Annotated in this window: 10 protein-coding genes; 3 read left to right on the forward strand and 7 right to left on the reverse strand. The window is 65.0% G+C overall.

Annotation, left to right across the window (positions count from 1 at the left end; translation table 11 throughout):
• Positions 1-17 precede the first annotated feature (17 nt).
• Entirely contained in the window at positions 18-2,495 is a 2,478-nt protein-coding gene (locus KUW17_RS02190; RefSeq protein ID WP_222475586.1) for a penicillin acylase family protein, read from the reverse strand.
• Here KUW17_RS02190 and KUW17_RS02195 point away from each other — a divergent pair.
• Complete coding sequence (locus KUW17_RS02195; protein WP_261396935.1) at positions 2,487-3,488, forward strand: NAD(P)-dependent oxidoreductase; 1,002 nt, start codon at positions 2,487-2,489, stop codon at positions 3,486-3,488. The genes KUW17_RS02190 and KUW17_RS02195 overlap by 9 nt on opposite strands.
• 102 nt (positions 3,489-3,590) lie before the next feature.
• Here the strand turns inward: KUW17_RS02195 and KUW17_RS02200 are convergent, their stop codons facing one another.
• Together KUW17_RS02200 and hemB are read right to left on the reverse strand one after the other, a co-directional pair.
• Positions 3,591-4,166 (reverse strand): YSC84-related protein, encoded by a 576-nt coding sequence (locus KUW17_RS02200; RefSeq protein ID WP_222475589.1) that lies wholly within the window; start codon positions 4,164-4,166, stop codon positions 3,591-3,593.
• A 148-nt stretch (positions 4,167-4,314) separates the two neighbouring features.
• Complete coding sequence (gene hemB, locus KUW17_RS02205; RefSeq protein WP_222475591.1) at positions 4,315-5,313, reverse strand: porphobilinogen synthase; 999 nt, start codon at positions 5,311-5,313, stop codon at positions 4,315-4,317.
• Positions 5,314-5,497: 184 nt separating this feature from the next.
• On the opposite strand from hemB, the gene KUW17_RS02210 reads away from it, so the two are divergent.
• Positions 5,498-6,019 carry a component of SufBCD complex gene (locus tag KUW17_RS02210; RefSeq protein WP_222475593.1) on the forward strand — a complete coding sequence of 174 codons (522 nt, stop codon included), beginning with the start codon at positions 5,498-5,500 and terminating at the stop codon, positions 6,017-6,019.
• Between the two features lie 40 nt (positions 6,020-6,059).
• Positions 6,060-9,512 carry a transcription-repair coupling factor gene (gene mfd / locus KUW17_RS02215; RefSeq protein WP_222475595.1) on the forward strand — a complete coding sequence of 1,151 codons (3,453 nt, stop codon included), beginning with the start codon at positions 6,060-6,062 and terminating at the stop codon, positions 9,510-9,512.
• A gap of 57 nt (positions 9,513-9,569) precedes the next feature.
• Here mfd and KUW17_RS02220 read toward each other — a convergent pair whose 3' ends face one another.
• From KUW17_RS02220 to KUW17_RS02235, 4 genes are all read right to left on the reverse strand, one after another.
• Positions 9,570-11,243 (reverse strand): tetratricopeptide repeat protein, encoded by a 1,674-nt coding sequence (locus tag KUW17_RS02220; protein ID WP_222475596.1) that lies wholly within the window; start codon positions 11,241-11,243, stop codon positions 9,570-9,572.
• 60 nt (positions 11,244-11,303) lie between these two features.
• On the reverse strand, positions 11,304-12,527 hold the full coding sequence (locus KUW17_RS02225; RefSeq protein ID WP_222475598.1) for a multidrug effflux MFS transporter: 1,224 nt from the start codon (positions 12,525-12,527) through the stop codon (positions 11,304-11,306).
• A gap of 152 nt (positions 12,528-12,679) precedes the next feature.
• Positions 12,680-13,345: a DsbA family oxidoreductase gene (locus KUW17_RS02230; protein WP_222475599.1), complete on the reverse strand. Its 666-nt coding sequence runs from the start codon at positions 13,343-13,345 to the stop codon at positions 12,680-12,682.
• Positions 13,342-14,847: a class I adenylate-forming enzyme family protein gene (locus tag KUW17_RS02235; RefSeq protein WP_222475600.1), complete on the reverse strand. Its 1,506-nt coding sequence runs from the start codon at positions 14,845-14,847 to the stop codon at positions 13,342-13,344. Before KUW17_RS02235 ends, KUW17_RS02230 begins: the two co-directional genes overlap by 4 nt.
• Between the last annotated feature and the right edge of the window lie 47 nt (positions 14,848-14,894).

Here is a 14,894-nt window from a genome sequence, read left to right on the forward strand (position 1 = left end):
GCTGATGCGCCCGTTTTTTATTGCCTCGGTGCAATCCGGGTTATGCCGACCGCAGCGGCGCGGGCCAGCTCTTCGTCCAGCGACATCGGGATGTATTCGCCCCGGCGCCACAGCTGGGCCATGTCGTCATAGTAGCGCGACAGCGGGTGGCCCGACTGGCCGGTGGCGGTGATGAAGACCGAACTGTCCGGGTCGGCAAAGTCATAGACCCCGCGGTAGCCGGCGGCGTGGATGTTCTGGAACGGGTCCGGATCCTTGCCGGAGCTTTTGCCGCGCTGCAGGGTGTTGTCGCCGCCGCTGGTGGATTGGCGGATGTTCACGAAGTAGCGCAGCAGCGGCACCTCGCCCAGAACAGCATGGTCCTGCACCGCCTGATGCGCATCACCCCAGCGCAGCGATTCCAGCGCGTCGCCATAGCGTTCCTCGATCCAGATCAGCGCGTCATCAAGTGCAAGGCGCGCCATGTCGGTGCAGGTTTCCTGCGGCGCGCTCTGGCGCACGTCGCACCAGGCGGCAGCCCCCTCGACATCGCGGAAGACGCGCTCGATGAACAGCGGCTCCACATGGCGGAAGGACTTGGCGACCGGGCCCAATTCATCGGTGATCAGCCGCGCCTGCAGCGCGCGCAGCCAGGCGGCGTAGATCAGCGGCTCCGGCAGGTGCTCGTTCATTTCGCCGTTCCACTCCGACAGCAGGGTGAGGGCGATCTGGCGCTGCCGTTCGCGGGTGCCGGCAGGGGCGGCCTCGCCGGTGAACCACAGGTTTGCGCCGATCAGCGGCAACAGGGTGCGCGCGGTGTAAGAGACCGTGTCCAGCTGCGCCTCGATGAAGCTGTCGCGGGTATGCACCTCGCGGTTCTGCATCAGCTTTTCCCAGCGGTGGATGCGCTGCGTGTCGCCCCAGTCAAAGGAGACATGCTTGGGGAACGGGCGTTCGAGGATCTTGTTGTTGGTGTTGCCCAGAATGCCGCCTGCAGGGGTCACGAATTCGGGGTTCTCCGCATAAGGCGCCTGGCCCTGCCAGCGGTTCTCCGGGCGCCAGCCCTGGCTGGGCATCCGGCCCTTGCTTTGATGGTCTGCGTCGCGCAGGGGGAAGGCGCCGACGGTTTTCATCGCAATGGTGTCCTTGTCCGCCAGCGTCAGGTTCTGCGCCGGGGCGACGAAATCCTCGCCTGCGATGATCGCCTCCTGCACCGATGCGCTGCGCATCAGCCCGATGGCGGCACTCATCGAGGTGTCTTTGGGGCTGAGCACGGTCCAGCCGAGCGACACCACATGGCCTGGCGGGGTGATTTGCGCCAGGTTGAACATGGAGCCGGGCAGCACCGGCCCGTTGTCTGTCCAGCGCAGGGTCAGGGTAACCGGGGCCTCGTCCTTGATCTTGATGATCGAGGGGCGGGTAACAAATTTCTTGTAGCCGCCGACGCTCAGGTATTCCTGCGGGTTTTCCGGGTTGAGCCGTTCGATGAACAGGTCCTGGTCGTCCAGGTAGGAAGAGGTGACGCCCCAGCCCAGCGTGTCGGAGCGGCCGGTGATCACCGCGGGGATGCCCGGGATGGTGCCGCCGATCACCCCGCCGGTGCCCAGTTCCAGCCGCGCCAGGTACCAGACGCCGGGAGCGCTGAGGCCGAGGTGCGGGTCATTGGCCAAGAGCGTGCCGCCTGCCGCCGAACGGTTGGGCGCGGCGGCCCAGGCGTTGGAGGCGCCGGCCAGCCCGCGCGGGGCGACCGGGAACAGCAGGCTGTTTTCCTCTGCGGGCACCGTGGCGGCAAACTGCCGGGCATCGGGCACCAGTTCGGCGTATTCGGGCAGGGCGGTCAGGCCCTTGCCGGGGGCATCCGGCAGGATGTCCCGGATGCGGTCCGCATCGTTCAGCGCCAGAGAGGTGCGGGCGCGCAGGATCTCTTCCCGCATGTGGCCGGACAGCTGCAGCGCCATCAGCTTCATGATCGCGATGCTGTCGGCGGGCTGCCAGGGCGCGAGCGGCATCTGAAACAGGAACATTTCCGGCGCGCCGCGGCCCAGGGCATCCTCGTTGATCTCCAGCAGCCGGGCGTTTACGCCGGCAGCATAGGACTTGAGCGCGGCCATCGCTTCCGGCGATTGCACCTCCACCGACTGCCGGGCCAGATTGTAGAGGTCGAGACGGCGCAGGTAGGTGTCGGTCTCCACCGTGCGGGTGCCGAAAATTTCCGACAGGCGGCCCTGAGCTGTGCGCCGCATCACCGCCATCTGCCACAGCCGGTCCTGGGCATGGGCATAGCCGAGGCCGAAGTAGACATCCTCGTCGCTGGCGCCGAAGCTGCCGAAAATATGCGGCACGTTGGCATTATCGCGCACGATTTCGACTGGCGAGGAGAGGCCGGGCAGGGCCAGCTCCTTGTCATACTCGGGCAGCGACTGCGAAGCCAGGTAGTAGACCAGCGCAGCGGCCAGAACGCTCAGCAGAATCAGGCCCGCAGCAAGGCGCAGCAGCCAGCGGAAAAGATGTCCCATCAGCGGTTGTTTTCCCTTGGGTTTTTGTCATTTCCAGCCGCATGGCAGATTGCGCCCCGCGGCGGCGGTGTTAGGGTTGGCGCCAACATATGCGAAGACAGATCAGGGGAAAAGCAGATGGCAAAAATCGCGTTTCTGGGGCTTGGCGTCATGGGCTACCCGATGGCCGGGCACCTGCAGGCCGCGGGCCATGAGGTCACCGTCTACAACCGCACCGAGGCCAAGGCCAAGGCCTGGGCCAAACAGCATGGCGGCCATTTTGCGGCGACCCCGCGGGCGGCGGCCTCCGGCGCGGAGTTCGTAATGGCCTGCGTTGGCAATGACGACGATCTGCGCTCGGTCTGCCTGGGGGCCGACGGGGCCTTTGCCGGCATGGGAAAGGGCACGGTTTTCACCGATCACACCACGGTGTCGGCCAAGGTCACGCGGGAGCTGTACGGGGCTGCGGCGGAGCAGGGGATCGCCTTTGTCGATGCGCCGATCTCCGGCGGCCAGGCAGGGGCGGAGAACGGCGTGCTGTCCGTGATGTGCGGCGGCGACGAGGATGCCTATGCGCGCGCGGAGCCGGTGATTGATGCCTATGCCCGTATCTGCCGCCGCATCGGAGAGACCGGCGCGGGCCAGATGACCAAGATGTGCAACCAGATCGCCATCGCGGGCCTCGTGCAGGGCTTGAGCGAGGCGCTGCATTTCGCCGAGAAGGCCGGGCTGGACGGGCGCGCGGTGGTTGAGGTGATCAACCAGGGCGCGGCGGGCAGTTGGCAGATGGCGAACCGGTACGAGACCATGCTGGACGATCATTTCGAGCATGGCTTTGCGGTGGACTGGATGCGCAAGGATCTGGGGATCTGCCTGGACGCGGCAAATGAAACCGGCGCCAGCCTGCCGGTCACGGCGCTGGTCGACCAGTTCTACAAGGATGTGCAGAAAATGGGCGGCGGCCGCTGGGACACCTCGTCGCTGTTCAAGCGGCTGCGCAAGCTGGACGGCTGAAGGCAAAAAGAAATGGCCTTTCCGGATGGAAAGGCCATGCCTCCGGCGGAGATATTTCCGGCCAGATGAAGAGGCGGATCCTGCCGCCTCCGCTGCGCTTGGTCAGGGGATGATGCGGGTGTATTTGGTGCCTTCCAGGGTGGCGCCCACACGCAGGCCCGCCTGGGCAAAGACCACGGCCAGCACCGGCGAGGTCAGGGTGTTGGTGTCGGCGCTCAGCGCGTTGCCTTCGTCCTTGATCACATATTCCACATCGGCACCTGCCGCCCAGCCGGAGGAACGGCGGAAGCCGGCCAGCGCGTCCTGGGTCATGAAGAACAGCACATGGGCGTACTGCTGGGCGCCGATCTGCAGCCCGGCATTGCCCTTGTAGGTGGCGTAATAGTCGACGGTCACACCGTTGATGCGCAAGGCGCCGCGACCGTAGGCGCCGCCAAAGACAAACCCTGCCTCGGTCACCAGCGGCATCACCAGCATGCCGGTTGATTTCTCCGCCAGGGTGCGGGTGTTGGGGTATTGGCTGTACATCTGGTTCAGCGTGGCATCGACGCGGGCGTCGATGGTGGCGGCGTTGCTGTTGCCGACGCCGTTTCCGCAGGCGGCGGTCACGCCTGCGCCTGCCAGCGCGGCCAGGGCAAAACCGCGGCGGGTCATGCGGGTAGAGGAAATATCGCTCATTTTCAGGTGCCTGTAATGAATTGCTCCAAGGCCGGTTCGCTCCGGCTCTGGTCAGGGTTATACGCGGAAAACCGCTGCCTGTCATCCGTTTGCAGGCCGATGTTGGCGGCTTCCCGCTGAAGTGATCCGGCGCCGCCGGCCTTGGATGTCAGCCGTTCAGCAGCCGGGCGGCGGCGGGGGCGAAATAGGTGAGAATGCCGTTGCAGCCCGCGCGCTTGAAGGCCATCAGGCTTTCCATCATCACCTTTTCGCCATCGATCCAGCCGTTCTGGGCCGCAGCCTGGATCATCGCGTACTCCCCGGAAACCTGATAGGCATAGGTCGGCACGCCAAAGGCGGATTTCACCCGGTGGCAGATGTCCAGATAGGCGATGCCAGGCTTCACCATGACCATGTCGGCGCCTTCCATCAGGTCGCGCTCGATCAGCCGCAGCGCCTCGTCGCTGTTGGCCGGGTCCATCTGGTAGGTCTTCTTGTCGCCCTTCAGCGCGCCGGAGGCGCCGACCGCATCGCGGAACGGCCCGTAGTAGGCAGAGGCGTATTTGGCCGAGTAGGAGAGGATCGCCACATTGTGGTGGCCGGCGCGCTCCAATCCCGAACGCATGGCGCCGATCCGGCCGTCCATCATGTCGGAGGGGCCGATGATGTCGGCGCCGGCATCGGCCTGGGCCAGGGTCATCTTGACCAGCGCCTCGACTGTGGCGTCGTTGACGATCTCGCCGTCCACCACATAGCCGTCGTGGCCGTTGATATTGTAGGGGTCCAGCGCAACGTCGGTCATCACCGCAATATCCGGCGCCGCGTCCTTGATGGCGCGGATGGCGCGGTTGGTCAGGTTGTCCGGATTCCAGGCCTCGGCGCAATCCTCGGTCTTGAGCGAGGCGTCGGTGTAGGGAAACAGGCAGATGGCAGGAATACCCAGCGCCTGCGCCTCGGCTGCGGCTTCGGCAATCTTGTCCACCGAGCGGCGCACCACGCCCGGCATCGAGGCGACGGGCTCCTCCTGGCCTTCCCCTTCGCGGACAAACACCGGCCAGATGAAATCGGACGGGGTCAGGGTGTTTTCCTGCACCAGATTGCGGATCGCCTGGCTGGCACGGGTGCGGCGCAGGCGGGCGGCGGGAAAGGGCGCGACGGTGGGCTTCATGGCGGTCTCTCGTTTTGGCTGGCCCATGGGTGGCATGGAAGCGGCCCCGGGAACAAGAGGCACATTCGCCGCGCCGGAAAACTTGTGTGCCAAGCGGGCTTGCCTGCGCGCCTTTCCCGGTTGATATAGGGCCGGTTACATAAAACAGGCCCGAAGGGCCGGCAGCGGCAAGATGGGGGCTGGAGTGGATCTGCTTCACATTATCTACGAGATGATTGACCTGCGGTCGTTCTCCAACCTCTGGTACTGGATTTCGCTTGCGGTCATGTGGTCCTCTGCCAGCCACTGGATCCTGGGTGTTCCTTTCGACATGGTGTACCGGGCGCGCCGCCGCGGCGGGCAGGCCGAACAGGATCTGGAGGACATCACCCGGGTCAACGTGAACCGGATGCTCTATATCGCCGAAGTGTCCGGCCCCTGGCTGGTGGCGCTGGCGTGTTTCCTGCTGTCGGCGCTGGCGACGCTTGGCTTTGTCTACCTGCTGGAAATCGCGCAGGCGGTGTTTCTGCTGGCCTTTCCGATGTCCGTTGTGGGGCTGATCAGCTTTCTGACCGCGCGCCGGATCGCGCGCGAGGGGGCTTCCGGCGAGGATCTGCGCAAGCGGCTGTCCTTCTGCCGGCTGTACATCCAGTTTGTCGGCACGGTCTCAATTCTGGTTACGGCGTTCTGGGGGATGTACCAGAACCTGACGATCGGGGCGTTGTGATCCGCGGCAGGACCCAACGGCGTTCCGGAAAGGACAACGCATGGCACAGCGTGCAATCACCATGGGCGGCGCGCCCGAAGGGTTCGATGCCCGGCTGATCCTGAAGGAAGTGCAGAAATCCGGCGCGCCGGTGATGCATGTCGCCCGCGATGACAAGCGGATGGAGGCGATGCGGGCCGCGCTTGCCTTCTTTGCGCCGGACATGCCGGTGTTTGTGTTTCCGGGCTGGGACTGCCTGCCGTATGACCGGGTGTCGCCGAATGCGGATATCTCCGCGGCGCGGATGGCCACGCTGGCGGCGCTGGTGCACCAGATGCCCAAGCAGTTCGTGCTGCTGACCACGCTCAATGCCGCCAGCCAGCGGGTGCCTGCGCGGGAGGTGCTGCGGGAGGCGGCTTTTACCGCCCGCGTCGATCACCAGGTGGATGAAGACGCGCTGCGCAATTTCCTGGTCCGAATGGGGTTTTCCCAAAGCCCGACCGTGATGGAGCCGGGCGACTATGCCATTCGCGGCGGCATCATCGACATCTTTCCTCCGGGCGAAAGCGGCCCGGTGCGGCTGGACCTCTTTGGCGATGTGCTGGACGGCGCCCGCCGCTTTGATCCGGCGACCCAGCGCACCACCGAGAAACTGGAAGTGGTGGAACTGGCGCCGGTCTCCGAGGTGATCCTGGACGAGGCGGCGATCACCCGGTTCCGCCAGAACTACCGGATCGAGTTCGGTGCCGCCGGAACCGACGACCCGCTCTATGAGGCGGTCAGCGCAGGCCGCAAGCACCAGGGGATCGAGCATTGGCTGCCGTTCTTCCATGAGAAGCTGGAGACGCTGTTCGACTACCTGCCGCAGGCGACCGTCACGATGGACGATCAGATGACGCCCGCACGGCTGGCGCGCTGGGACAGCATCGAGGACCAGTACGGCACCCGCAAGCACGCGCTGGAGCAGAAGGGGCGGATCGACACCGTCTACAAACCGACGCCGCCGGGTTTGCTGTATCTGGACGATACGGCCTGGGAGGCGGCTGTTGCGGATATGCGGGTGGTGCAGTTCCATCCGCTGCCGCAGGCCTCCGGCCCCGGCGTAGCGGATGCGGGCGGCCGCATCGGGCGCAACTTTGCACCGGAGCGCCAGCAGGAAAACATCAGCCTTTTCGGCGCCTTGGCCGTGCACATTAGGGCGCGGATGCAAGAGGGCCCGGTTCTCATCGCCTCTTACTCCGAAGGTGCGCGGGAACGGTTAACCGGACTGATCGAGGATGAGGGCCTGGCCGAAGCGATCCCGGTGATGGACGGCACCCGCATTGGCAAGTCCGGCCTGCATCTGGCGGTCTGGGCGCTGGAGCACGGGTTTGAGGCGCCGGACATGACGGTGATCTCGGAGCAAGACGTGCTGGGCGACCGGTTGATCCGGGCGCCGAAGAAACGCCGCAAGGCAGAGAATTTCCTGACCGAAACCCAATCGCTCACCCCCGGCGATCTGGTGGTGCACGTGGACCACGGCATCGGCCGCTACAAGGGGCTGGAAGTGGTGACTGCGGCGGGCGCGGCGCATGAATGCATCCTGCTGGAATACGCCGAACAGGCAAAGCTCTACCTGCCGGTCGAAAATATCGAACTCTTGTCCAAATATGGCCACGAGGAAGGGCTTCTGGACCGGCTTGGCGGCGGCGCCTGGCAGGCCAAGAAGGCCAAGCTCAAGGAACGCATCCGCGAGATGGCGGACAAGCTGATCCGCATTGCCGCCGAACGCGCCCTGCGCAAGGCGCCGGTGATGGATCCGCCGCCGCACGCCTGGGAGGAGTTCTCGGCCCGTTTCCCCTATCAGGAGACCGATGACCAGCTGCGCGCCATTGAAGACGTGATGGAGGATTTGCACTCCGGCCAGCCGATGGACCGGCTGATTTGCGGCGACGTGGGCTTTGGCAAGACCGAGGTGGCGATGCGCGCGGCCTTTGTCGCCGCGATGTCGGGCCTGCAGGTGGCGGTGGTTGCGCCAACCACGCTGCTGGCCCGCCAGCATGCCGCGTCCTTCGCCGAACGGTTCCGCGGATTTCCCCTGCAGGTCAGGCAGTTGTCGCGCTTTGTTAGCGCCAAGGAAGCAAGCCAGACCCGCGAAGGACTGGCCAAAGGCACTGTCGACATCGTGATCGGCACCCACGCGGTTCTGGCCAAGAATATCAAGTTCCAGAACCTCGGCCTCTTGATCATCGACGAGGAGCAGCACTTCGGCGTCGCCCACAAGGAGCGGCTGAAGCAGCTGCGCAGCGACATCCATGTGCTGACCCTGACGGCCACGCCGATCCCGCGGACCTTGCAGCTCAGTCTGACCGGTGTGCGCGATCTGTCGATCATCGGCACGCCCCCCGTGGACCGGCTGGCAATCCGAACCTATGTCAGCGAATTCGACAGCGTCACCATCCGCGAGGCGCTGTTGCGCGAGCATTACCGCGGCGGCCAGAGCTTTTATGTGGTGCCGCGGATCACCGATCTGCCGGACGTGGAAGAGTTCCTGAAGGCGCAGCTGCCGGAACTTAGTTACGTGGTGGCACACGGGCAGATGGCGGCGGGGGAACTCGACGACCGGATGAACGCCTTCTATGACGGTAAATACGATGTGCTGCTGGCCACCACGATCGTCGAAAGCGGGCTGGACATCCCGACCGCCAACACCATGGTCGTGCACCGCGCCGACATGTTCGGCCTGTCCCAGCTCTATCAGATCCGCGGCCGCGTCGGCCGCTCCAAGACCCGCGCCTATGCCTACCTTACCACCAAGCCGCGCCAGCGGCTGACCCCGGCCGCAGAGAAGCGCCTGCGGGTGCTTGGCTCCCTCGACACGCTGGGCGCGGGCTTTACCCTTGCCTCGCAAGACCTTGATATCCGGGGTGCCGGCAACCTTCTGGGAGAGGAGCAGTCAGGCCAGATGCGCGATGTCGGCTATGAGCTGTACCAGTCGATGCTGGAGGAGGCGATTGCCAAGATCAAGGCGGGCGAGATGGAGGGCCTGTCGGACGCCGACGATCAATGGGCGCCGCAGATCAACCTGGGCGTTCCGGTGCTGATCCCGGAGGACTACGTGCCGGATCTGGACGTGCGCCTGGGCCTCTACCGCCGCCTGTCGTCGCTGTCGACCAAGGTGGAGCTGGAAGGCTTTGCGGCTGAGCTGATCGACCGCTTCGGCAAGCTGCCTAAGGAAGTGAACACGCTGATGCTGGTGGTGCGCATCAAGGCGATGTGCAAACGCGCAGGCATCGCCAAGATGGACGGCGGCCCGAAGGGCGCGACGATCCAGTTCCACAACGACAAATTCGCCTCGCCGCAGGGGCTGGTGGAGTTCATCCAGGGCCAGAACGGTCTGGCCAAGGTAAAGGACAACAAGATCGTCGTGCGCCGCGATTGGAAGAAAGACGCCGACAAGATCAAGGGCGCCTTTGCCATTGCCCGCGACCTGGCGGAAAAGGTCGTGGCCGAGAAGAAGAAGGCCAAGGCCTGATCCCGGGTGCCAAGGAAAGTCGAATTTTCTTGGCAAATTTCTTCGCAGGAAACTTGCTCAGCCGCAGCAGGGGCTGGGTGCCATCGCTGCCTGGGCACAGAAACAGGACGCGCCCACGGCCTGGTCCGCCCGCGCCAGCGCCAGATCCAGCTGCTGTTTAATGTGCCGGATTTCAACGGTCTCGCGGCGGGCCTTCAGGCAGTCGTGCAGCCCCTTCAGGCTCCAGATGTTGCCCGGATGCACAGAGGCGCGCGACAGGGTGCTGTCCAGCCCGAGGTCGGCGCGGTAGACGGCCTCGGCTTCCTCGATGCGACCCTGCTCGAACAGCAGCGCCCCCAGCGCGTGGCGGGTAGGCTGCATCCAGCCCCAGGGCTCGTCATAGGGCAGGTTGTCGTCCAGCTCTGCCGAGCGGCGCAAATGGGCAAAGGCCGCGTCAAAGTTCTCCTTGCGGTACTCAATCTCGCCGCGCAGCATTTCCGTTGCGATTTCAAGCAGGTCTACGACGCGGTTGTTGTGCAGCAGACGGGTGTCGGGCACCCGGGCCTTGGCGGCCAGGAAAAGCTGCTCCTCCGCCTCGGCCTCTGCCACGCGGCCGGTGGCGGCATAGGCAATGGCGCGGGCGTAATGGGTGTTTGCGGTCAGGGTGCAGTAAAGCTTCTGATCCTCCGGCAGCTCCAGCGCCATCGCCTCCTCCCAGCGGCCAAAGCGGACCAGGATATGCGGGTGCATCGCCATGTAGCTTTCGAAATAGTCCGCCATCGGCGGGCTTTCGATGCGCAGCATGTCTTCCGGCGTGGTGTCCAGAATGCCCTGATTGGCCGCCAGCGCGGGTTCGATCTGGCCCAGGAACATCGCCCCGAAGATGACGAAGTGGTAATCATGCTGGCGATAGCCGGTATAGATGTTGAAGGCGCCTTCGCGCTCGTAGAACTTCAGGTCCGCCTCGATCGCCTTTTGGTTCCAGTGCACAACGCTGTGGTAATCGCCGCAAAGCACGTCGATATGGGTGGGCATATGCACCAGGTGGCCCGCATCCGGCACCAGCGTGCGCAGCACATCCGCGGCCTTCAGCGCTTTTTCGGGCGTCGGCGACATTTCCATCAGATGCACGTAGAGATGCAGCAGGCCGGGATGCTGCATTGCGCCCGGTTCACTGTCCATCGCCCGTTCCAGCACCTCCTGCGCCTCGAGCGTGGCGGCACCGTCGGCGGGCAGGCCGGACTTCAGATCCCACATCTGCCAGGGCGTCAGGTTCAGCAGGCTTTCGGCATAGACCGTGCGCAGGTCCAGATGATCGGGGCAGGCGGCAAAGGCTGCGCGCATCGCCCCGGCGAAATCGTAGTCCCAGGCGTGCATGTCTTCGACCGTTTCGCGCTGGGGGTAACGGGCCTGGATGGCGCGGATCAGCTGCTGCTCCACCTCTGAGCAGCCTTCGATAGCGCTCAGCGCGGCCTGGGCAGCGTCGTAAGCTTCCACCAGCGCCTTGGCGCGGCCCTTATCATCGCGCAGGTCCCAGGGCAGGTTGTAGTTCGGCCCGGCCGCATAGGCCACGCCCCAATGGGCCATGGCGCAGTCCGGATCGTGTTCCAGCGCGCGGCGGAAGCAGACGACGGCCTCCTCGTGATTGTAGCCGTAGGTCCAGACCAGTCCCCGGTCGAACCAAAGCTGCGCCTCAGGCGAAGCTGTTGTCACCGGGCAGGAATAACTGCCGAGATCGTAATCATAGCCCATGAAAAAACCTCCCCATTCACATGGAAAGGTTAGGGAGCGGCCAGGTTGCGGGCAAGGCGCTTATTCCGCGGGCAAGCGCGCTTCGGCCTTGGCCATTTGCAGCATCAGCAGGAAGGCGATGCAGGCCATGATCAAAAGCCCCGCTGCCAGCGGCACCAGCGAGCCGTCGAACAGCAGCCCGACAGGGGCGGCGACGGCGGCGGCCAGAACGGTCGAGATCGCCCCGATCACCGAGGCCGCCATACCGGCGATATGACCCATCGGCTCCATCGCCATGGCATTGAGGTTGCCGACAGTGGTGCCCACCATGAAGAAAACGCTGGCCTGCCAGGCCACAAACAGGCCGAACATCCACGGATCCGGCAGGCTCCAGCCGCTGATCAGCAGTATCGCGCCGGTGATCAGGATTTGGGCGGCCAGCGAAACGGTGACAATGCGGCGCATGCCAATGCGGACCACGATAGCCGCGTTCAGCAGGCTGGCGGTGCCGGAAATCACTGCAACCAACCCGAACCAGAAGGGAAAGCTGTCCGCACGGCCAAAGATGATGTCATAAACCGGCTGCACCATGGTCAGCATGGTGAACAGCATGCCCAGGCAGAGCGTCTGAACCATGATCGACAGGCGGACTGTGGGGTGGGTGAGCATCTCCTTGACAGCGGCCATAAGCAGCGGCGCGCGAAAGGCACGGCGGTCTTCATGTGCCAGCGTCTCCGGCAGGCGGACACTGGTCCACAGGACAATGACAGTGGCAAACAGAGCGAACAGCAGGAAAATGGCGCGCCAGCCGGACAGCGCGATGATGCCTGCGCCCATCAAGGGAGCAATGGCCGGAACAATCATGAAGATCATCATGGCAATCGACATCAGGCGGGCCATTTCGCGGCCAGAGTAAAGGTCGCGGACAACGGCAACGCCCACAATGCGCGGGCCGGCAGCACCAATTCCCATCAGAACGCGGGAGATCAGCAATACCTCCAGCGAGGGCGACAGCCAGGCGGTCAGCGCGGCCAGGACGTAAAGGGCGCAGCCCGCAGCCACGACCGGCTTGCGGCCAAAGGCATCCGACAGCGGGCCGGTAAAGAAGGTGCCGAGACCCATGCCCAGCACAAAGGAGGTCAGCACCAGCTGCGCCCGGTTGATGTTGTCCGGGCTGAGCGTCTGGCCGATCTCCGGCAAAGCGGGCAGCATGGCGTCGATCGACAGCGCAATGGTGGCAAACATCATCGCAATCAGCGCGATGAATTCTGCCTTGGCCATGCCATGGGCGGGGGACTGTGACATCTGAAACCTCTAACAGCTCTTCAGATGGATCCGGGGAATGAGGCCGGTCTGGGAGCCGTCCGCTTCCGCTACCATAAACCCGCCAGCCGTGCCAGCGCCCGGCTGCACAGGCCTCTGTGCATGGTTGCGATGCTAAGCAATTTCGCGGCGGTTCAGCCGGCGTCTGCTGCTTTCAGCTGCTGCAGGATATCTTCGATCACCTGCTTCCACAGTTCCGGCGGCTGCGCACCGGGCACCGCGTGCTGGTTGGCAACGATGAAGGTCGGGACGGAATTCACCCCCATCTTGCGGGAATGGGCGTCGCGGTCGCGGATCTCCTGCACATCGCTGTCGCCCTCCAGAAGCCGTGCGGTGACATCCGCCTCCATTCCTGCGTCCTGAGCGATTTCCGCCAGAACCGCATGGTCGCCGATATCCTTGGCGTCCACGAAATAGGCCTTGAACAGGGCGTCCACGACCTCTGCCTGCTTGCCCTCGATCCCGGCCCAATGGATCAGCCGGTGCGCGTCCAGCGTGTTGGGGGTGCGTTTCATGGCCTCGAAATTGATCGTCAGCCCGGCCTTTTCCGCGTGCTCCACCACTGGCGCATAGGCTTTGACCGCGCCATCCTTGCCGCCGAACTTGCGCTCCAGGTACTCGCGCCGGTCCATGCCCTCGCGCGGCATGTCGGGGTTCAGCTGGAACGGGTGCCACTCGATGACAAACGGGTGGTCCGGCACCTCCGCCAGCGCCTTGTCCAGATGGGTCTTGCCGATATAGCACCAGGGGCAGATCGGGTCCGACAGGATGTCGAGCTTGACGGTGGCCATTTGGGTCATCCTTTGAACAGGGCAGGCAGGGCGCGGCGCAGCAGTTTCCCGTTGGCGCCGGTGGGCAGCGCGTCCAGATGGACGTATGCGCGGGGCTGCTTGTAGCGGGCCAGGCGCCGGGATGCAAAGGCCTGCAGCTCTTCCGTCTTCAACTCTTCGGGACCGGTGTAGAAGGCGGCGATGATATAGGTGTCCTCCTTCACCTCAACCGCGGCGGCGCCGGCCTGGGTGATGCCGGGATGGGCCGCCAGTGCGGTTTCGACTTCAATCGGCGACACCCGGTAGCCGCCCGCATTCATCATATCGTCGCCGCGCCCCAGGTAGCGGATCTGGCCGTCCGCCGACATCGCCCCCTGATCGCCGGTCAGAAACCAGTCGCCCTGGTAGCGGGCCGCGGTTTCCTCTGGCGCGTTCAGGTAGCCCAGCATCAGCCCCGGGTCGGAACGGTGGATGGCGATGGTGCCTTCCTCGCCCATCGGCACCGGCCCGTCCGCGCCGACGATTGCAACCCTGCGGCCCGGCTGCGGCTGGCCCAGGGCGCCGTCCCGCGCCGGGTGCGACGGTGAGGAGGAAATGAAGGTTGAGCACTCGGACATCCCGAAAGCCTCGTAAAGCCCGCAGCCTGTGGCAGTCTCCCATGCTTCATGCACATGACGGGACAGTTTTTCACCTGCGCAAAGCCCGTGCCGCAGGTCCGGCAGGTCCAAGGCCCCCCCGCGCAGGAACTTGCGGTAGACCCCGGGGGCCGCGGCAAAGATCGTGGCGCGGTGGTGGCGCAGCAGGGCGGGCAGGTCCTCCGGCGGCGTGCCGGGGGCGGGAATGAGTGCCGTGGCGCCTGCCGCCCAGGGGTCCATTAGCCCGGTGCCCAGGGTGTAGGTCCAGTTGAAGGCACCGGCATGCAGCAGCCGGTCATCCTCCGTCAGGCCGTACCAGCCATCCACCATCATCTGCCGCGCCCAGACCGCCTGGTGGGCATGCGCCACGGCGCGCGGATTTCCGCTGGTGCCGGAGGTGTAGACCACATAGGCCAGTCTGCCAGGATCGCCATAAGCGAAGTCGCAGGGCGGCAAATCATGCATCGGCAGAAGATCCGCAGTGGTGATCTGCCGCGGGTGACTCGCACAGGCCACCGCCGGATCACGCAGCACCGCGGCCGGTGCCAGATCCGCAATCATCCGGGCGGTTTCCACCTCCGTCAGCTGGGCCGAGGTCGGCACCGGCACCAGCCCGGCGGCTATAGCGCCGAGATAGGCAACCGGAAACTCCACCGTGTTCCCGAGCCGCATCAGCACGATGTCCCCGGGTTTCAGCCCGGCCTGCAGCAGCCCGGTTCCGGTGCCGCGCACGGCGGCTTCCAGCCGGGCATAGCTCCAGTCCTCGCTGGCATCGCCGTCAAGCACCGACAGCGCAGTCTTGTCCGCCAGCCGCGCGGCATGGCGCAGCACATGGGCCGCAAGATTGAAGGGCGAAGGGCAGGGCGCAAACGGCCCCTGATCAAAAACCGACAGCATGGCAAATGGCTAGCCCGCGCTGTCCTGCGTTGCAAGGCGTGCAGGTG

The sequence above is a fragment of the Leisingera aquaemixtae genome, assembly GCF_019801145.1.
Taxonomy (GTDB): domain Bacteria; phylum Pseudomonadota; class Alphaproteobacteria; order Rhodobacterales; family Rhodobacteraceae; genus Leisingera; species Leisingera aquaemixtae_A.

Coding starts and splice junctions, on each gene's coding strand:
- KUW17_RS02195 (WP_261396935.1), top strand. CDS start 2,487: ATGTCCCATCAGCGGTTGTTTTCCCTTGGGTTTTTGTCATTTCCAGCC.
- KUW17_RS02225 (WP_222475598.1), bottom strand. CDS start 12,527: ATGTCACAGTCCCCCGCCCATGGCATGGCCAAGGCAGAATTCATCGCG.
- KUW17_RS02230 (WP_222475599.1), bottom strand. CDS start 13,345: ATGACCCAAATGGCCACCGTCAAGCTCGACATCCTGTCGGACCCGATC.
- hemB (WP_222475591.1), bottom strand. CDS start 5,313: ATGAAGCCCACCGTCGCGCCCTTTCCCGCCGCCCGCCTGCGCCGCACC.
- KUW17_RS02220 (WP_222475596.1), bottom strand. CDS start 11,243: ATGGGCTATGATTACGATCTCGGCAGTTATTCCTGCCCGGTGACAACA.
- KUW17_RS02235 (WP_222475600.1), bottom strand. CDS start 14,847: ATGCTGTCGGTTTTTGATCAGGGGCCGTTTGCGCCCTGCCCTTCGCCC.
- KUW17_RS02200 (WP_222475589.1), bottom strand. CDS start 4,166: ATGAGCGATATTTCCTCTACCCGCATGACCCGCCGCGGTTTTGCCCTG.
- mfd (WP_222475595.1), top strand. CDS start 6,060: ATGGCACAGCGTGCAATCACCATGGGCGGCGCGCCCGAAGGGTTCGAT.
- KUW17_RS02190 (WP_222475586.1), bottom strand. CDS start 2,495: ATGGGACATCTTTTCCGCTGGCTGCTGCGCCTTGCTGCGGGCCTGATT.